We start from the raw sequence: 17,406 nt of genomic DNA on the forward strand, positions 1-17,406 counted from the left end.
AGGTGGGCCTGCGAACCTGCGGAGAGCGCCGCGGGTTGATCAGCGCTTCTGGAGCATGCCGGCCACCTGGAAGGCCAGCTCGAGCGACTGCACCCGGTTGAGGCGCGGGTCGACGACCGACTCGTAGCGGTGGGCCAGGCCCTGCTCGTCGAGCTCCTCGCCGCCGCCGACGATCTCGGTGACGTCGTCGCCGGTGTTCTCCACCAGGATGCCGGCCGGGACGGTGCCGAGTGCGTGGTGCACGTCGAAGAACCCCTGCACCTCGTCGAGGACGTCCTCGAAGCGGCGGGTCTTGTAGCCGTTGGACGTCTCGAAGGTGTTGCCGTGCATCGCGTCGCACACCCAGGCGACGTCGACGCCCTCGGCGGTGACCTTCTCGACCAACGACGGCAGGCCGTCGCGGATCTTGCCGGCGCCGAAGCGGGTGATGAAGGTGAGCCGGCCCGCCTCGTTGGTCGGGTTGAGCTTCGCGGCGAGGGCGAGCGCGTCGTCGGCCGTCGCGGTCGGGCCGAGCTTGCAGCCGATCGGGTTGCTGATGTGACTGAAGTACTCGACGTGCGCGCCGTCGAGCTGGCGGGTGCGCTCGCCGATCCAGACCATGTGGCCCGAGACGTTGTAGGGCTTCTCGGTGCGCGAGTCGATGCGGGTCATGGCGTGCTCGTACTCCAGCAGCAGCGCCTCGTGGGAGGAGTAGAAGTCGACCCGGTGGAACTCCTCGGGGTCGGCGCCGATCGCCTTCATGAAGGTCAGTGCCCGGTCGATCTCGGCTGCCATCGCCTCGTAGTGCTGGCCCACGGGGCTGTTGCGGACGAACTCGGAGTTCCAGGTGTGCACCTGGCGCAGGTCGGCGTACCCGCCGGTCGTGAAGGCACGAACGAGGTTCAGCGTCGACGCCGAGGCGTGGTAGACGTCGAGCAGCCGCTGCGGGTCGGGCCGACGCGACTCGGGGGTGAACTCGACGCCGTTGACCGCGTCGCCACGGTAGGCCGGCAGGGTGACGCCGTCACGCGTCTCGGTGTCGGAGGAGCGGGGCTTGGCGTACTGGCCGGCGAGGCGGCCGACCTTCACCACAGGCACCGACGCGGCATAGGTCAGCACCACCGCCATCTGCAGCAGCACGCGCAGCTTGTTGCGGGTGTTGTCGGCCGTCGCGTCGACGAAGGTCTCGGCGCAGTCACCGCCCTGGAGCAGGAACGCCTCGCCCCGGCTGGCGGCCGCGATCTTCGCCTTCAGCTCGTCGCACTCGCCGGCAAACACCAGCGGAGGCAGCGTGCGCAGTCGCGCGACCGCCGCGGCCAGGGCCGCAGGGTCGTCGTACGACGGCTGCTGCTTCGCTCCGATGGCGTGCAACTGCTCGAGGGACGGAAGGCTGGTCACCGCCCAATCGTACCCAGTGCTCAGTCACGGGTCGGATCGACGTCCACGGGCCCGACCCCAACGACCGGTCCGGCCCCGGGCTTGTGGATCAGCCGGGTCACCAGCCACAGCGCGACGCCGATCCCGAGCAGGCCGGCGGCGATGCGGTACTGGATCAGGTCGGCCTCGAGCCGGGCCCACGGGCCGAGCAGGTAGGCGCAGAGCAGGGCGCCGAGCACGGGCGCCACCGTGGGTGCCCGGAAGCCGGTGCCGGGCTCGCGACGCAGCACCAGGCAGGCGAGGTTGACGACGGCGAAGACGGCGAGGAGCAGCAGCGCCGTCGTACCGGACAGGGCGCCGACGATGGTGCTGCTCGAGCCGAGCCGGACGTAGGTGATCAGCCCGAGGGCCAGCAGGGTCGTGAAGCCGATGGCGACGTACGGCGAGCGGCGGCCGGGCAGCACCTTGCCGAGCACCGGCGGGAGCACGTGCTGCTGGGCCATGCCGTAGATCAGCCGGCTGGCCATCAGCATGTTGATCAGCGCGGTGTTGGCGACGGCGAAGACGGTGAGGAACGGGAAGAGGTCGTCGATCGGCAGGTCCGGGGCCCCGATCTTCACGACGTCGATGAGGATGCCCGCCTCGGCGTTGCTCGGCGTACCGATCCGGTCGGCGGGGATCACGGCGACGACCGAGACCGCCACCAGCACGTAGAGGAGGACCGCGATCCCGAGCCCGGTGAGCATCATCCGCGGGAAGACCCGTTCGGGGTCCCTGGTCTCCTCGACCATGTTGACCGAGTCCTCGAAGCCCACCATCGAGAAGAACGCGATGGCCGTCGCGACGGTGACCGCCAGGAACAGGCCCTTGTCGTCGGGGCTCTCGAAGACCGTGACCCGGTCGAGATTGCCCTCGCCCTTGCCGATCACCCACAAGGCGATGCCGATCACGATCACCAGCGCGGCCATCTCGACCACCGTGAGCACGACGTTGAAGCGCACGCTCTCCCCCACACCACGCAGGTTGACCAGCGCGAGCAGCACCATGAACGCGAGGGCGACCACGAGCACGAGCTCGTTGCTCGGCCCATCGTTGCCGAGGCCGATCAGCAGGTTGGAGGCGAGCAGGCCCGAGGACGTCGAGGCGCTCGTGATGCCCGAGCAGACGACGGTGTAGCCAACCAGGAAGGTGACGAAGGGCAGCCCGAACGCCCTGTGCGCGTAGAGCGCCGCACCCGCCGCCTGCGGATACTTGGTGACCAGCTCGAGATAGGAGAACGCGGTCAGCGTGGCGATCGCGAAGGCCACCAGGAACGGCAGCCAGGCGATCCCGCCGACCTGTCCGGCGAGCCGCCCAGTCACGGCGTACACACCCGCGCCGAGGATGTCGCCGACGATGAACAGCAGCAGCAGACCGGGACCGAGGACCCGTCGCAGCTCCGGCTGACGACGGTGCCCCGACGTGGCGGCACCCGTGGTCTCCGTGGCCATCAGATGTCGCCCCTTCCCGCGCCCCGACCCGGCTCGCGCCTCACCTTCGCGCAGACCGGTGCGGAACGGAAGCACCTGCCGGCTCGGCCGGCATGTCGCCGGCCGGCACCCGGGCGACGTCGAGGTCCGCCAGCAGGCCCAGGAACGCCCGGGCGAACGGGTTGGCGGTGGTCCTCGACGCCACGGCGCGCCAGTCCACCTGCTCGCGAACGGCCCGCGCCACGGGAAGCACCGCGGTGAAGTCGCAGGCGTGCTCCTCGAGCGAGCCGAGCTTGTCGGCCATCAGCACGGTCGCGGAGAGCACCGGCATCCGCACCGACTCCACCTCGATCTCCTCGGCGTCGCCGAAGCGGGAGCGCCGGATCGGCTCGTTGCGCACCCGGAAGATGACGTCGACCATCGCCTGGTCGACGAACACCTTGAACAGCCAGTCCTCCGGCGGCTGCACGACGTCCAACCCGCTCTCGGCGAGGACCTCCGCCACCCGGGCGGCGTCCTCCTCGGCGATCATGAAGTCGACGTCGTGGTCGGGCTCGGGGCCGCCTCGGGCCCACAGGCCGTAGCCGCCCGCGAGAGCGAACGGCACACCCGTCTCCTTGAGCAGCACCGCCACCAGCTTCAACGCCTCCCGCAGACGCCGGGGGCCGTTGGCGCCCTCCCCAGCCTCGCCCACCGTCATCTCCTCGTGCTCGTGCGGCGAGCACGAGGTACCCGCCCGGGTGGGAGCCATCCGGGCGGGTACCTGCTGCGCGATGCGCATCGTGACCTTCAACATCCTGGGCGGTCGCACCCAGCACGACGACGAGGTCGACGTGGACGTGCTGCGGGACGCGATCCGCGACCTGGACCCTGACGTGCTGGCCCTGCAGGAGGTCGACCACCTGCTCCACCGCTCGGGCCACGCGGACCTGACCGCCCTCTCCGCCGAGGCGATGGGCGCGACCGACCACCGCTTCGTCGCCGCGCTCGCCGGCAGCCCGGGGGCCACCTGGACCGCCGCGACCGGCGACGAGCAGCCGCACGACGCGGCGTACGGCATCGCGCTGCTGAGCCGGCTCCCGGTGACCGGCTGGCAGGTCCTGCGTCTGCCGGCGGTCGCGGCGCCGCTGCCGATGTGGTTCCCCGGACAGGCCACCCCGACCTGGGTCCGCGACGAGCCCAGGGTCGCGGTGACCGCGACCCTGGCCGCCCATGGTGGACAGGTGAGCGTCGCGACGACCCACCTGTCGTTCGTGCGTTGGTGGAACGGGCGTCAGCTGCGCCGCCTGGTGCGCTCGCTCTCCGGAGCCCCTCGCCCGCTGGTGCTGACCGGAGACCTCAACATGGGCGTCGAGCGTGCTGCGCGGATCTCCGGCCTGCACCCCCTGGCCACCCACCCGACCTTCCCTGCGGACCACCCGGTCGAGCAGCTGGACCACGTCCTCGCGGATCCGGCCCTGCCGGCCGTCGCCGAGGCCCGCCGGATGCAGCTCTCCGACCACCGTGCCCTCGTCGTCGACGTCGAACCCGTCAGTCGCTGAGCGGAACGCCCCGCACCACGACCTGCACGGGCCGGCCCAGGGCGTCGGGCTCCGCGGCCAGGTCGCCGTCGACCACGAGCAGGTCGGCGGCCAGACCCGGCCGCAGGACGCCGGTCTCGGCGGCGAGGCCGCACGCGCGCGCCGCACCCGACGTGCCGGCGGCGAGCGCCTCGCGGAGCGGCCAGCCGGCCGTGACCAGGTCGAGCACCGCGCGCCACGCGTTGCCGTGCGCCTTCACCGGCCCGGCGCCCGCGTCGACACCCGGCACGACCCGCACCCCATGAGCGCGCATCCGACCGACGTCGACGTAACGCTGCGCGTAGAACTCGTCGATGCCGACCCCGAGGTGCTCCATGATCGCGAGGACGGCCGGGGGCGGCGCAGACATCCGGTCCAGCACCGCGCGGTCGTTCCCCATCGTCGGGTCGACCGCGACGCCGGCGGCCGCCGTGCGGTCGAGCAGGTCGTCGCTCAGCACCGCACCGCACTGCGTGACCCCGGTGAAGTGCTCGATCCCGTCGACGCCCGCCGCGAGCGCGACCTCGATCGCCACCGCCGAATGCGCGTGCGCGAGCACCGGGAGGCCACAGCCGTGCGCGGTCTCGACCACCACCCTCAGCGAGTCCACGCCGAACTGGGCACCCACCATGTCGCTGCCGGAGGTGAGGAAGCCGCCACCGGCCATCACCTTGACCACGTCGACACCTCGCTCGGCGCGCTCGAGGACGGCGCAGCGCAGCTCGTCGTCGGTCGCGGCCTCGCCCCCGAGGAAGTGACAGTGGCCGCCCGGCGTCGTCAGTGGCGGCCCGGCCGCGACGATGCGGGGCAAACCCCGGGCCGCGGGCGTCGCGGAAGGACAGCGTGCGATAGCCGCGGTCCCCGAGGTCGCGCACCGTCGTCACCCCGGCGGCGACCTGCGCCGCCAGGGAGCGGGTGGTCTGGGCGTCGATCGCATCGGCCTCCAGCACGCCGACCCGTTCCAGCGCACCGACGCCGCCGTCGGAGACCAGGTGCACGTGGGCGTCGAGGAGGCCGGGCAGCAGCGTGCCGGCGTACGACGTCACGGGACAGTCGTGCGGCACGGCGAAGCCCGCCGGCTCGACACCGACGATCCGGTCGCCCTCCACCAGCACCGTCGCCCCGCCGGGCAGGAACCGAGTGCCGTCGAACGCGCGGGCAGCGCGCCACGCCTGCACGTCTTCCATGGTGCGCCCGCCGCGGGCGCGTGTCACGACCCCGGGATCAGCCGAAGAAGACCTGGGCCTCGGCGTACTCCTGGGCACTGACCAGCTTGAGCGCTCCGGTGGCCTCCGCCAACGGCACCCGCACGATGGAGGTGCCGCGCAGCGCCACCATCACGCCGTACTCGCCGTCGGCCACGGCGTCGATCGCCTGCAACCCGCAGCGGGTCGCCAGCCAGCGGTCGAACGCCGAGGGCGTGCCGCCGCGCTGGATGTGCCCGAGGACGACCGCGCGGGCCTCCTTGCCGGTGCGCACCTCGATCTCGTGGGCGAGGCGGTCGCCGATGCCGCCGAGGCGGACGTGCCCGAACGCGTCCTTCTCACCGCTGACCAGCGTCATGCCGGTGCCGTCGGCGGGGACGGCACCCTCCGAGACCACGATGATCGGGGCGTACTCGCTCCGGAAGCGGGTCTCGACGTGGGCGCAGACCGCCTCCACGTCGAACGGGACCTCGGGGATGAGGACGGCGCTCGCTCCCCCGGCGATGCCGGCGTGCAGCGCGATCCAGCCCGCGTGGCGGCCCATCACCTCCACGACGAGCACCCGGTGGTGCGACTCCGCGGTGGTGTGCAGCCGGTCGATCGCCTCGGTCGCGATGTTGACCGCGGTGTCGAAGCCGAAGGTGAAGTCGGTCCCGGACAGGTCGTTGTCGATCGTCTTCGGTACGCCGACCACCGCGACCCCCAGGTCGGCCAGCCTGGTCGCGACGCCCAAGGTGTCCTCCCCGCCGATGGCGACCAACGCGTCGACTCCTGCGGCGGCGAGGTTGTCCTTGATCCGCTCGACGCCTCCCTCGACCGCGAACGGGTTGGTGCGCGAGGAGCCGAGGATGGTGCCTCCGCGGGGCAGGATCCCGCGGCACTGCTCGATGCCGAGCGGCACGGTCGCGCCCTCGAGCGGGCCGCGCCAGCCGTCACGGAAGCCGACGAACTCGAACCCGTGGTCCTTCACCCCCCTCCGCACCACGGCCCGGATCACCGCGTTCAGGCCCGGGCAGTCACCTCCGCCGGTCAGCACTCCGACACGCATGGCTTCAAACTACGCGCCGAGGCGCAGCCCCGTCTCCCCGTCGAAGACGTGCAGGGAGGCCGGATCGACCGCGAGCCTCACCTGCTGGCCGCGGCGAAGACCGGAGCGCTGTTCGAGGCGCACCACGATCTGGGGGACCAGGTCGCGGCCGGGGCTGCCGGTCGGGTCGATGCCGGTCGGGTCGATGCCGGTCGGGTCGATGCCGGTCGGGTCGATGCCGGTCGGGGTGGCGTAGAGGTAGGAGTCGGCACCGAGCTCCTCGACGACCTGCACGGTGACCGGGAAGCCCTGCTCGCCCGCGCCGACCAGCCGCCATGCCTCGGGACGCACGCCCAGGGTCACCGCGCCCGAGGCCTGCGCGGCGGCGTCGCGGGCGATCGGGAAGTCGACGCCGTCGACGACCGCGATGCCGTCGCCGGCGGATCTGCCGGTCAGCAGGTTCATCGCCGGCGAGCCGATGAATCCGGCGACGAAGGCGTTCGCCGGCCGGTCGAACAGCGCGAGCGGGGTGTCGACCTGTTGGAGCACGCCGTCCTTCATCACCGCGACGCGGTCGCCCATCGTCATCGCCTCGACCTGGTCGTGGGTGACATAGACCGTGGTGACACCCAACCGCCGCTGCAGGGCGGCGATCTGGGTCCGGGTGGACACGCGGAGCTTGGCGTCGAGGTTGGACAGCGGCTCGTCCATGCAGAAGACCTGCGGTTGGCGCACGATGGCCCGCCCCATCGCGACGCGTTGCCGCTGGCCGCCGGACAGGGCACGCGGCTTGCGATCGAGCACGCCCTCGAGGTCGAGCAGGCGCGCCGCCTCGGCGACACGGGTTCGGCGCTCGGCCTTCGGCACGCCGGCGATCTTGAGCGCGAAGGCCATGTTGTCGGCGACCGAGAGGTGCGGGTAGAGCGCGTAGGTCTGGAAGACCATGGCGATGTCGCGGTCCTTGGGCGCCACCTCGGTGACGTCCTGCGCGCCGATGGAGATCGTGCCGGACGTGACGGGCTCGAGGCCGGCCAGCATCCGCAGCGACGTCGACTTCCCGCACCCCGAGGGGCCGACGAGCACCATGAACTCGCCGTCCTCGATGGTGAGGTCGAGCGCGTCGACCGCCGGGCGCTCCGCGCCGGGATACCTGTAGGTCGCCTGGTCGAACCGGACCTCGGCCATGTCGCTCCTCTCCACCAGGGGCACTCCCCCCGTGATGCAGATCACCGTAGGCGACAGAAGAGGCGCCGTCCAGTGGGAGCGCTCCCATCACTGGCTACGCACGCATGAGCCGTTCCGTAGGACTCCTTGACGATCACTGTGACGCATGTCATGGTGGCCGAGCCGCAATTCATGGAAGCGCTCTCACATCATCCGAAGCACCCGGCGGCAGCCCCCGCATCGCGTCCCACCCCGAGGAGCATCACCGTGCACCAGATCCGCCGATCCACCCGACTGCTCGCCTCGGCGGCCGTCGCGTCGCTCGTCCTCGCGACGAGCGCGTGCGGCTCCGGAGACGATCCCACCAAGTCCGCCGAGCAGAAGAAGCTCGACGACGGCGAGGCGCTCACCATCACCACCTTCGGCGAGTTCGGCTACGACGCGCTCATCGAGGAGTGGAACGCCGCCCATCCCGACGTCCAGGTGAAGCAGACCAAGGTCGGCAAGTGGGACACCTGGAAGGCCGACCTCCAGACCAAGCTGCAGGCCAACAAGGGCCTGCCCGACGTGGTCGCTGTCGAGGGCGACTTCATGCCCGCCCTGGTGGCCGCACCCGAGCGCTGGGTCGACCTCTCCTCCGACGACCTCGCCGGCCGCTGGCTGGACTTCAAGACCGAGGCCGCCACCACGGCCGACGGCGCCCTCGTCGGCTACGCGACCGACGCCGGCCCCGAGGCGATCTGCTACCGCGCCGACCTGTTCGAGAAGGCCGGCCTGCCGACCGACCGGGCCGAGGTCGCCGCGCTCCTCGGCACCTGGGACGACTTCTTCGCCACCGGTGAGAAGTTCAAGAAGGCCGTTCCCGAGGCCAACTGGTACGACGCCTCCGGGTCCGTCGCGCAGGCGATGCTCAACCAGGTCGAGTTCCCCTTCGAGCAGGCCGACAACACCGTCGACGTCAGCTCGCCTGAGCTGCGCCAGGTCTTCGACACCGTCGCCGAGCACGTCGACCTCGGCTCCCGGGCCGCGCAGTGGAGTGCCGACTGGACCGCCTCCTTCACGAAGGCCGGTGTCGCCACCGTCGCGTGCCCCGGTTGGATGCGCGCCAACATCAAGTCCAACCAGGGCGACCCCGCCCCGGACGGCGTCCAGTGGGACATCGCCGACGTCTTCCCCGGCGGTGGCGGCAACTGGGGCGGCTCGTACCTCGCCGTACCCAAGTCGTCGACCCACCAGGACGACGCGCAGCAGTTCGCCAGCTGGCTGACCGCTCCCGAGCAGCAGGCGAAGGTCTTCGCCGTCACCGGCAACTTCCCCTCACAGGTCGAGGCGCTGGCCGACCCGTCCGTCCTGGCGGCCACGGACCCGTACTTCAACGACGCCCCGGCCGGTGAGATCTTCTCCAACCGCGCCGCAGCGATCACGGTGCAGCCCTACCACGGGCCGCTCTACTCCGACATCCTGCAGAAGTTCCAAGACGCCATCAACCGCGTCGACCAGGGCACCGACCCCGACAAGTCGTGGGAGACGTTCCTCTCCGACGTCGCCGCCCTGCAGTGACCCAGCAGGTCCCGGACTCGCGCGCCGGGGAGGTCACCGCGACCTCCCCGGCGAGCGGGTCTCCCACCCCGGCCGGCAGGCCGCACCGGACCGAGCCGTCCGCGAGCGACGACGCCGCCCGACGGCGGCTGCTCCGGCGGCAGCGCCGCTCGCGCTGGGACCTGAAGCTGTCGCCCTACCTCTACGTCTCGCCGTTCTTCATCCTCTTCGCGCTGGTCGGGCTCTTCCCGCTGCTCTACACCGGGTTCTTGGCCGTCCACGACTGGAACCGGGCGTACTACGTGCGCGGCGACTTCGTCGGCCTCGACAACTTCGTCTGGGTGCTGAAGGACCCGGTCTTCCGCACCTCACTGGTCAACACCTTCTCGATCTTCTTGATGAGCTCGGTCCCGCAGGTGCTGCTGGCGGTCTCGATCGCCGGCCTGCTCGACACCCGGCTGCGGGGACGCACCTTCTGGCGGATGAGCGTGCTGCTGCCCTTCGTGGTGGCGCCGGCTGCCGCCGTGCTCATCTTCGGGAGCCTCTTCGCCGACCAGTCGGGCGTCGTGAACGGCTTCCTGCGCGAGCTCGGCCTCGACGGCATCCGCTGGCACGTCGACCGCTGGTGGAGCCACCTCGCGATCGCGGGCATGGTCAACTGGCGTTGGACCGGCTACAACGCGCTGATCTTCCTGGCCGCCATGCAGGCGGTGCCCCGCGACCTCTACGAGGCCGCGGCGCTGGACGGCGCCGGCAGAGTCCGGCAGTTCCTCTCGATCACGCTGCCCTTGATCCGGCCGACGATGGTCTTCGTCATCGTCACCAGCACGATCGGCGGCCTGCAGGTCTTCACGGAGCCGCGGCTCTTCGACGACACCCCCAGCCGTGAGGGCGGCGCCGACCACCAGTTCATGACGACGACGCTCTACGTGTACGTGAAGGGCATCGAGGACCAGTTCTACGGCCGAGCCTCGGCCGCCGCCTGGATCCTCTTCCTGATCATCGTCGCGATCGCCGTCCTCAACTTCACCCTCACCCGACTCCTGACGCGAAGGAGCGCCTAGTGGCCACCATCGACCGCCGTCCGGGCTTCCTCGTCTACGGCCTCCTCGCCGCCTTCGTGCTCGGCTCCGCGCTGCCGCTCTACTGGTCGTTCGTCATCGGCTCGCACACCAAGGCGGAGGCGGAGCAGTTCCCGCCGCCGATCCTGCCCGGTGGGCACTTCTGGGAGAACGCCCGCAAGGTGCTCGACACGATCGACTTCTGGCAGGCACTGGCCAACTCGCTGATCGTCTCGACCGCCTGTGCCGTGTCGGTCGTGTTCTTCTCCACGCTGGCCGGCTACGCGTTCGCCAAGCTCCGGTTCCGTGGGAGCAGCGTGCTGATGGGCTTCGTGGTCCTGACCATGGCGGTCCCGGTGCAGCTGGCGATGGTGCCGCTGTTCATCCTGATGCGGGACTACCGGCTGCTCGACACCCTCGCCGCCGTCGCACTGCCCACCCTGGTCACCGCGTTCGGCGTCTTCTTCATGCGGCAGTACCTCGTCGACGCCGTGCCCGACGAGCTGATCGAGGCCGCCCGGATGGACGGCTGCACCATGCTGCGGACCTTCTGGACCGTCGCGGTGCCCGCCGCCCGTCCTGCGATGGCGATCCTGTTCCTGTTCACCTTCATGCAGGTGTGGACGGACTACATGTGGCCACTCGTCGCGCTCGACACGAAGAACACCCTGCAGACGGCGCTCGACGCGCTCGCCGTGACCGGGCAGGGCCAGACCACCGACCACGCACTCGTCCTCGCAGGCGCCGGGATGTCCACCCTCCCGTTGCTCCTGCTCTTCGTCCTCGCCGGTCGCCAGCTGGTCACCGGCATCATGCAAGGAGCCGTCAAGGGATGACCCCCACGACCCCCGCCACCGACCTGCAGTTCCCGGCCGACTTCCTCTGGGGCGCCGCCACGGCGTCGTACCAGATCGAGGGAGCGGTCGACGCCGACGGCCGTACGCCGTCCGTCTGGGACACCTTCAGCCGCGTGCCCGGCGCGGTGCGCAACGGCGACACCGGCGACATCGCCTGCGACCACTACCACCGGATGCCGGAGGACGTCGCCCTGGTCCGTGACCTCGGCCTCGGCTCGTACCGGTTCTCGATCGCGTGGCCGCGGGTCCGTCCCGACGGCGGCGCGGCCAACCCGGCCGGCATCGGCTTCTACGACCGGCTGGTCGACGAGCTGCTCGGCGCAGGCGTCCTGCCCTGGGCGACGCTCTACCACTGGGACCTGCCCCAGACCCTCGAGGACGAGGGCGGCTGGCTCAACCGCGACACCGTCGAGCGCTACGTCGAGTACGCGCTGAGCGTGCACGACGCCCTCGGCGACCGCGTGCACCACTGGACGACCTTCAACGAACCGTGGTGCAGCGCCTTCCTCGGCTACACCGGCGGCCAGCACGCGCCGGGGCGCCAGGAGGGCGTCGCCGGCGTCATCGCCGCGCACCACCTGATGCTCGCGCACGGCAAGGCGCTCGACGAGCTGAGGCAGCGCGCCCCCGGGGACCAGCTGGGCATCACGCTCAACCTCACCCTCGCCGAGCCGTACGACGCCGACGAGCCGGCCGACGTCGCCGCGGCGCAGCGCGTCGACCAGCTCTGGAACCGGGTGTTCCTGGACCCCGTCCTCCGCGGCAAGTACGACGACGGCCTGGCCGCACACACCGAGGGCATGACCTGGCGCGGGCACGCCTGGCAGGACTTCGTGCACGACGGCGACCTCGAGCTGATCGGCGCACCGATCGACTTCCTGGGCGTGAACTACTACCACGGGGACGCCGCCTCCGGCCGGGCACACCCGGCGGCCGAGCTGCTCGGCTCACGGATCCCCCACCCGTCCCGGCCGACCAGCTCGCCGTTCCCCGGCGGTGAGCACGTCGTGTTCCCGCGGCGTGGGCTCCCCGTCACCGGGATCGACTGGGAGGTCCAGCCCGACGGGCTGACCGACCTCCTCGTGGGGCTGCACCGCGACTACGACCTGCCACCGATCCACATCACGGAGAACGGCGCCGCCTACCCGGACGTCGTCGCCGCGGACGGCAGCGTGACCGACCCGGAGCGGGTCGCCTACTTCGACGGGCACCTGCGGGCCCTGCACGCCGCCATGGCGGCCGGCGTCGACGTCCGCGGCTACTTCGCGTGGAGCCTGCTCGACAACTTCGAGTGGGCCTACGGCTACGAGCAGCGGTTCGGCATCGTGCACTGCGACTTCACGACCCAACGACGCACCCCCAAGGCCAGCGCCCGGTATCTCGCCGCAGTCGCCCGCACGGGGCGCCTGCCGGAAGTCGGTTAGCGTGCCCCGGGTGAGCCGTCCGTCCAGCGACCTGCCCCCCGGCCAGGCGTCGGCACCGACCCTCGACGAGGTGGCGTCGCGGGCCGGCGTCTCGCGGGCGACCGCGTCCCGGGCGATCAACGGCGGCGACCGGGTCTCGGCCACGGCACGCGCCGCCGTCGAGGCCGCGGTGCGGGAGCTCGGCTACACACCCAACCCGGCCGCGCGCAGCCTGGTCACCCGTCGTACCGACTCGGTGGCGCTGGTCGTCCCCGAACCCGACGAGCGCGTGTTCTCCGACCCGTTCTTCGTGCACACCCTGCGCGGCGTCAACCGGATGCTGGCCGCCCGTGACCTTCAGCTCGTGCTCCTCCTCGCCCGACCGGGCGACGAGCGGCGACTGCTGCGCTACCTCGGCAGCCGCCATGTCGACGGTGCCATCGTGGTCTCCCACCACCGCGACGACCAGCTCGCCGACCACCTGGCTGCCCTCGCGCTGCCGTGCGCCTTCATCGGCCGGCCGTGGACCAGCGCCGACCGGGTCGCCTACGTCGACACCGACAACGTCGCCGGAGGGCGGGCTGCCACCGAGCTGCTCATCGAGCGTGGCTGTCGCCGGATCGCCACGATCGCCGGCCCCGGCGACATGGCCGCCGGCATCGACCGGCTCAAGGGCTGGCGGGCCGCGCTGCGCGCCGCCCACCTCGCCGACGACCTGGTCGGGCACGGCGACTTCACCGAGCACGGCGGCGAGATGGCCGCCCGCCAGCTGCTCGAGCGGGCTCCGGACCTCGACGGCATCGTCGCGGCTTCCGACCTGATGGCTGCCGGCGCGCTGCGGGCACTGGCCGACGCCGGGCGCGTCGTCCCCGACGACGTCGCCGTGATCGGGTACGACGACGTGGGGGTGCCCGGGCGCACCACCCCACCGCTCACGACGGTGCGCAACCCGATCGGCGAGATGGCCGAGCAGGCCGTGCGGCTGCTGCTGGAGCAGATCAACGACCAGCGTGGGCCACGGCCGATGCGGGTGATCTTCCCTCCGGCGCTGGTCCGGCGCGACAGCGCCTGAGGCGTCGGGACCGCGACCTCTAGGCTCTGGGCCATGACCTTCTCGATCGTGGCCCGCTCCGCCGACGGCGAGACCTGGGGCGTCGCCGTCGCGTCCAAGTTCCTGGCGGTCGGGTCCGCCGTCCCGGCCGCCGTCGCGGGCGTCGGCGCGCTGGCGACCCAGGCCGACGCGAACGTCGCCTACAAGGGCCTCGCGCTCTCCCACCTCGACGAGGGGGCGACCGCGCCGATCGCGCTTCAGCGCCTCCTCGAGGAGGACGAGGGCCGGGCGCACCGCCAGGTCGGCATCGTCGACCTCGACGGCACCGCCGCCTCGCACACCGGCACCGACTGCATCCCCTGGGCCGGCGGCCGGACCGGCGACGGCTACGCCATCCAGGGCAACTGCCTCGCCGGGGAGGAGGTCGTCGCCGCGATGGAGGACGCCTGGCTCGCCAGCCCGCCCGACGCCCCGCTCCAGGACCGGCTGCTGGCCGCGCTCACGGCCGGCGACGAGAAGGGCGGCGACCGCCGCGGCCGCCAGTCCGCCGCGATCCTCGTGGTCCGTGAGGGTGCCGGGTACGGCGGCCTCGACGACGTCGCCGTCGACCTCCGCGTCGACGACCACCCCGCCCCGATCGACGAGCTGGGCCGGCTCCTCGAGCTCCACGAGCTCTATCTCACGGCCTCGACCGAGGACGAGAAGGTCGTCGTCGACGCCGCGCTGCGCGAGGAGCTGGAGGCGTTCGCGACCGCCGCCGGGCACCGCGACTTCGCCACCTGGGTCGGCACCGAGAACCACGAGATGCGGGCCGCTGCCGACCTGTCCTGGATCGACCGGCGGGTGCTGGCGATCGTGCGCGGTGAGGGCCGATGAGCGGCGGGTCCTGGGAGGAGTCGTGCACGGCGTTCGCCGACGCGGCCGCCTGGTTCGTCACGACGACCGCCGCCGTCGGTGACCGGTGGAGCCAGCCGGGCCTCGGCGAGTGGGACGTGCGGGCGCTGGTCGGCCACACCAGCCGGGCCCTGCTCACCGTCGAGGAGTACGCCGCCCGCCCGGCGGCCACCGTCGAGCACGCCTCGCCCGGTGACTACTTCCGGGCCGCCCGGGCGATCGCCAACGGTCCCGACGTCGCCGAGCGCGGCCGAGCCGCGGGCGCCCTGCTCGGCGAGCACCCGGCCGCCGCGATCGCCACGATCGCCGACCGGGTCGTCCCGGCGCTCGCGTCGCTGTCCTCAGAACAGCTGGTCACGACGGTGGTCGGTGGGATGCGGCTGGCCGACTACCTGCCGACGCGGACCTTCGAGCTGGCCGTCCACACCGCCGACCTCGCCCGCGCGCTGAGGCTCCCGGTCGACGTACCGGACACGGCCGCGGCGGCCGCGCTGGCGATCACCGCGGACCTGGCCCTCGGCAGCGGCCGGGCGGGCGCGCTGCTGCTCGCCGCGACCGGCCGCGCCGGTGCGCTGGACGGGCTCAGCGTGCTCTGAGCCTCTCCAGCGCCTGCTCCGCAGCGTCGCGCTCGGCCGTGGCGGTGCGCAGGTCGGCGCCGGTGCCGTCGCGGACCTCCTCGGCCTCGGCGAGCTCCTCCTCGAGCGCCTCGGCCTGCTCCTCCAGGTCGGCGAGGCGGCGGCGCAGCTCGTCGGTCTCGGCCTCGAGCTGCAGGGACCGGGCGGACAGGCGGGCGACCTCGCCGGAGGCGTCGTCGTGGGCGGCCCGCGCGGCGTCGTACTCCTCCTCGGCGGCCTCGAGGCGCTCCCGCGCCGCCGCGGTCGCCTTGGCCGCCCGGTCCGGGTCCGGTACGACGCGCAGGTCGGGCGGTCCCGGACGCGGGGCCGCGCGCGGGGTGGCGCTGAAGCCCAGGGCCTCGGGGACGGCGACGGCGCTGGCGAGGTCGTCGGCCGCCATCGGCTCGAGACCGGTCGTGTGCAGCGCGCTGACGAGCAGGCCGCTGCGGACCGCGCGTCCGCACTCGGCGTCGACCATCGCCGCGGTGAGGGTGGCCTCGACCTGCTCGGCGACGGCCTCGGTGACCCGCAGGCCCTCCTCGGCCGCGATCCGCCGCGCCTGCGTGGTGACGGCGGCCGTGACCTGGCGGCGCTGCCTGGTCAACGCACGCAGCTCGCCGGCCGACATCGCCTGCTGGGCGTCGCGCAGGGCGGCGCCGACGCTGAGGACCTGGTCGACCTGCGGGGCCTCGCGGCGCACGAGCAGGTCGACGACCCACGCGGCGGTGCTGGGCTTGCGCAGCGCCTTGACCTGCGCGGCGAGCGGCGTTCCCTTGAGCTCCTTGGCCCGCGCGTCGCGCGCCGGGGTGAACTGCGCCAGCGGCAGGGCGTAGAGCTCGTCGGCGATCTCCAGCAGGTCAGCCACGGTGCGAGTCTCCCAGACCCCTCATCGCAGCCCGGCGCCGATCATGGCGACGGTCAGGTCGATCAGCTCCTCCCGGCCGACGCCGTCGGGCCGCCCGAGCGCGATCCGCAGGCAGGTCGAGACCAGCACGCCCATCAGCATGAACACCACGGCCTCGAGCTGCTCGGGTGCGAGGTCGGGGCGGTGCCGGCGCGGGAGCAGCGAGGCGAGCCGGTGCAGGTCCGCCTCGATCTCGGGGAGGACGTTGGCGTTGTTGCCCGCGGGGATCTGGTTGACCATCGCAGTGATCACGCCGCGGTGCCGCTCGAAGCCGCCGACCAGGGTGACCACGACCATCCGCACGGCCGAGTCGACGTCGAGCTCCAGGGCGTCGACGACGCTCACCATGAGGTCGTCGCGGATGGCGTGCACCGCCTCCTCGCGGAGCACGGCGAGCAGCTCGGTGCGGTCGTTGAAGTAGCGGTAGAACGTCCCACTGCTCACGTGCGCGTCGCGGATGACCGCCGAGGTGGTCAGCCGGTCGAGGCCGTCGCGGTCGAGGATCCGCACCGCCGTGTCGAGCAGCAGCCGACGAGTCTGCACCGCCCGGTCCTGTCGCGGTCGCGCCCGCTGCCGATCCGCCACGCCGACCCCGTCAGTCCTCGTTGTCGTGGTTGTCGCGGTCGTCGTGGTCGTCGCGGTCGTCGTGGTCGAGGCCCTGCTCGATCACGTAGCGGGTGAGCTCGACCCGGTTGTGCATCTGCAGCTTGCGCAGGGTGTTCTGCACGTGGTTCTGCACGGTGCGGTGCGAGATGACCAGCCGCTCCGCGATGACCTTGTAGGACACGCCCTTCGCGACCATCCGCAGGATCTCGGTCTCGCGCTCGGTCAGCCGCTCGCCCGGGGGCGTGGCCGGCTCGTTCATCCGCCGGAACTCGCCGAGCACGAGGGCGGCCAGCCCGGGCGTGAAGACGGTGTCCCCCGCCGCGACCCGGCGTACGGCGCTCAGCAGCTCCGCGCGCGAGGCGGACTTGACCAGGTAGCCGGTCGCCCCCGCCTTCACCGCCGCGAGCACGTCGTCCTGCTCGCCGGAGGCCGACAGGACGAGCACCCGCGAGGACGGTTCGGCGGCCAGCACCTGCGCGGTCACCTCGACGCCGCTGGGCGAGGGGATCTGCAGGTCGAGGACGACCACCTGCGGCAGGGTCGCCCGGAACCGCGCGATCGCCTCGGTCCCCGTCGCCGCCACGGCGACCACGTCGAAGCCGGCGGCCTGGAGGTCGCGCTCGACGGCGTCGCGCCACATCGGGTGGTCGTCGACGACCATCACCCGGATCTGGTCCGTCATGCGCAGGACCCTACG

General features: G+C 72.3%; 17 protein-coding genes. 8 read left to right on the top strand and 9 right to left on the bottom strand.

Features of this window, described 5'->3' with window-relative positions; genetic code table 11:
* Positions 1–39: 39 nt before the first annotated feature.
* From KU893_RS01320 to KU893_RS01330, 3 genes are read right to left on the bottom strand one after another with little or no spacing between them, the layout of a single operon-like run.
* Positions 40–1,377, bottom strand: coding sequence for a class II 3-deoxy-7-phosphoheptulonate synthase (locus tag KU893_RS01320; protein ID WP_218232510.1), 1,338 nt, complete (start codon positions 1,375–1,377; stop codon positions 40–42).
* 20 nt (positions 1,378–1,397) lie between these two features.
* Positions 1,398–2,846, bottom strand: coding sequence for an APC family permease (locus KU893_RS01325; RefSeq protein ID WP_218232511.1), 1,449 nt, complete (start codon positions 2,844–2,846; stop codon positions 1,398–1,400).
* Positions 2,847–2,886: 40 nt separating this feature from the next.
* Positions 2,887–3,606: a nucleotidyltransferase domain-containing protein gene (locus KU893_RS01330; protein WP_218232512.1), complete on the bottom strand. Its 720-nt coding sequence runs from the start codon at positions 3,604–3,606 to the stop codon at positions 2,887–2,889.
* Between KU893_RS01330 and KU893_RS01335 the strand changes: the two genes are divergently transcribed.
* Positions 3,599–4,366, top strand: a complete 768-nt coding sequence (locus KU893_RS01335; RefSeq protein ID WP_218232513.1) for an endonuclease/exonuclease/phosphatase family protein — start codon at positions 3,599–3,601, stop codon at positions 4,364–4,366. The two genes, KU893_RS01330 and KU893_RS01335, sit on opposite strands and share 8 nt — an antisense overlap.
* Here the strand turns inward: KU893_RS01335 and KU893_RS01340 are convergent.
* From KU893_RS01340 to KU893_RS01350, 3 genes are all read right to left on the bottom strand, one after another.
* The gene (locus tag KU893_RS01340) at positions 4,356–5,195 is read right to left on the bottom strand and encodes an amidohydrolase family protein (RefSeq protein WP_218232514.1); all 840 of its coding nucleotides are present in this window, start codon (positions 5,193–5,195) and stop codon (positions 4,356–4,358) included. The genes KU893_RS01335 and KU893_RS01340 overlap by 11 nt on opposite strands.
* Before the next feature lie 413 nt (positions 5,196–5,608).
* The gene (locus KU893_RS01345; protein ID WP_218232515.1) at positions 5,609–6,637 is read right to left on the bottom strand and encodes a 6-phosphofructokinase; all 1,029 of its coding nucleotides are present in this window, start codon (positions 6,635–6,637) and stop codon (positions 5,609–5,611) included.
* Positions 6,638–6,646: 9 nt separating this feature from the next.
* Positions 6,647–7,801 carry an ABC transporter ATP-binding protein gene (locus KU893_RS01350; RefSeq protein ID WP_218232587.1) on the bottom strand — a complete coding sequence of 385 codons (1,155 nt, stop codon included), beginning with the start codon at positions 7,799–7,801 and terminating at the stop codon, positions 6,647–6,649.
* A 246-nt stretch (positions 7,802–8,047) separates the two neighbouring features.
* Here KU893_RS01350 and KU893_RS01355 point away from each other — a divergent pair, with 246 nt between their 5' ends.
* Genes KU893_RS01355 through KU893_RS01385 form a run of 7 tightly spaced genes read left to right on the top strand, consistent with a single transcriptional unit; the run spans position 8,048 to position 15,181 of the window.
* Complete coding sequence (locus KU893_RS01355; RefSeq protein WP_257441043.1) at positions 8,048–9,340, top strand: ABC transporter substrate-binding protein; 1,293 nt, start codon at positions 8,048–8,050, stop codon at positions 9,338–9,340.
* Positions 9,337–10,383 (top strand): carbohydrate ABC transporter permease, encoded by a 1,047-nt coding sequence (locus tag KU893_RS23435; protein WP_218232516.1) that lies wholly within the window; start codon positions 9,337–9,339, stop codon positions 10,381–10,383. The genes KU893_RS01355 and KU893_RS23435 overlap by 4 nt, the downstream gene beginning before the upstream one ends.
* Positions 10,383–11,216 (top strand): carbohydrate ABC transporter permease, encoded by an 834-nt coding sequence (locus KU893_RS22425; protein ID WP_218232517.1) that lies wholly within the window; start codon positions 10,383–10,385, stop codon positions 11,214–11,216. The genes KU893_RS23435 and KU893_RS22425 overlap by 1 nt, the downstream gene beginning before the upstream one ends.
* Positions 11,213–12,661, top strand: a complete 1,449-nt coding sequence (locus tag KU893_RS01370) for a GH1 family beta-glucosidase (RefSeq protein ID WP_218232518.1) — start codon at positions 11,213–11,215, stop codon at positions 12,659–12,661. The genes KU893_RS22425 and KU893_RS01370 overlap by 4 nt, the downstream gene beginning before the upstream one ends.
* A 10-nt stretch (positions 12,662–12,671) precedes the next feature.
* A complete protein-coding gene (locus tag KU893_RS01375) occupies positions 12,672–13,712 on the top strand; it encodes a LacI family DNA-binding transcriptional regulator (protein WP_257441040.1) in 1,041 nt (346 codons plus the stop codon).
* 33 nt (positions 13,713–13,745) lie between these two features.
* Entirely contained in the window at positions 13,746–14,567 is an 822-nt protein-coding gene (locus KU893_RS01380; RefSeq protein WP_218232519.1) for a DUF1028 domain-containing protein, read from the top strand.
* Positions 14,564–15,181 (top strand): maleylpyruvate isomerase N-terminal domain-containing protein, encoded by a 618-nt coding sequence (locus KU893_RS01385; RefSeq protein WP_218232520.1) that lies wholly within the window; start codon positions 14,564–14,566, stop codon positions 15,179–15,181. The genes KU893_RS01380 and KU893_RS01385 overlap by 4 nt, the downstream gene beginning before the upstream one ends.
* On the opposite strand, the gene KU893_RS01390 is transcribed toward KU893_RS01385, so the two are convergent.
* From KU893_RS01390 to KU893_RS01400, 3 genes are read right to left on the bottom strand one after another with little or no spacing between them, the layout of a single operon-like run.
* Entirely contained in the window at positions 15,168–16,064 is an 897-nt protein-coding gene (locus KU893_RS01390) for a hypothetical protein (RefSeq protein ID WP_218232521.1), read from the bottom strand. The genes KU893_RS01385 and KU893_RS01390 overlap by 14 nt on opposite strands.
* 21 nt (positions 16,065–16,085) lie before the next feature.
* A complete protein-coding gene (locus tag KU893_RS01395) occupies positions 16,086–16,646 on the bottom strand; it encodes a TetR/AcrR family transcriptional regulator (RefSeq protein WP_218232522.1) in 561 nt (186 codons plus the stop codon).
* 52 nt (positions 16,647–16,698) lie between these two features.
* Positions 16,699–17,391, bottom strand: coding sequence for a response regulator (locus KU893_RS01400; protein ID WP_218232523.1), 693 nt, complete (start codon positions 17,389–17,391; stop codon positions 16,699–16,701).
* Between the last annotated feature and the right edge of the window lie 15 nt (positions 17,392–17,406).

Source organism: Nocardioides daeguensis, from assembly GCF_019192965.1.
Lineage (GTDB): Bacteria > Actinomycetota > Actinomycetes > Propionibacteriales > Nocardioidaceae > Nocardioides > Nocardioides daeguensis.

Bases quoted from the DNA above. Each gene is read 5' to 3' on its own strand.
- KU893_RS01325 (WP_218232511.1), bottom strand. From the start codon at position 2,846: ATGGCCACGGAGACCACGGGTGCCGCCACGTCGGGGCACCGTCGTCAG.
- KU893_RS01335 (WP_218232513.1), top strand. From the start codon at position 3,599: ATGCGCATCGTGACCTTCAACATCCTGGGCGGTCGCACCCAGCACGAC.
- KU893_RS01330 (WP_218232512.1), bottom strand. From the start codon at position 3,606: ATGCGCATCGCGCAGCAGGTACCCGCCCGGATGGCTCCCACCCGGGCG.
- KU893_RS01345 (WP_218232515.1), bottom strand. From the start codon at position 6,637: ATGCGTGTCGGAGTGCTGACCGGCGGAGGTGACTGCCCGGGCCTGAAC.
- KU893_RS01350 (WP_218232587.1), bottom strand. From the start codon at position 7,801: ATGGCCGAGGTCCGGTTCGACCAGGCGACCTACAGGTATCCCGGCGCG.
- KU893_RS01370 (WP_218232518.1), top strand. From the start codon at position 11,213: ATGACCCCCACGACCCCCGCCACCGACCTGCAGTTCCCGGCCGACTTC.
- KU893_RS01380 (WP_218232519.1), top strand. From the start codon at position 13,746: ATGACCTTCTCGATCGTGGCCCGCTCCGCCGACGGCGAGACCTGGGGC.
- KU893_RS01385 (WP_218232520.1), top strand. From the start codon at position 14,564: ATGAGCGGCGGGTCCTGGGAGGAGTCGTGCACGGCGTTCGCCGACGCG.
- KU893_RS01400 (WP_218232523.1), bottom strand. From the start codon at position 17,391: ATGACGGACCAGATCCGGGTGATGGTCGTCGACGACCACCCGATGTGG.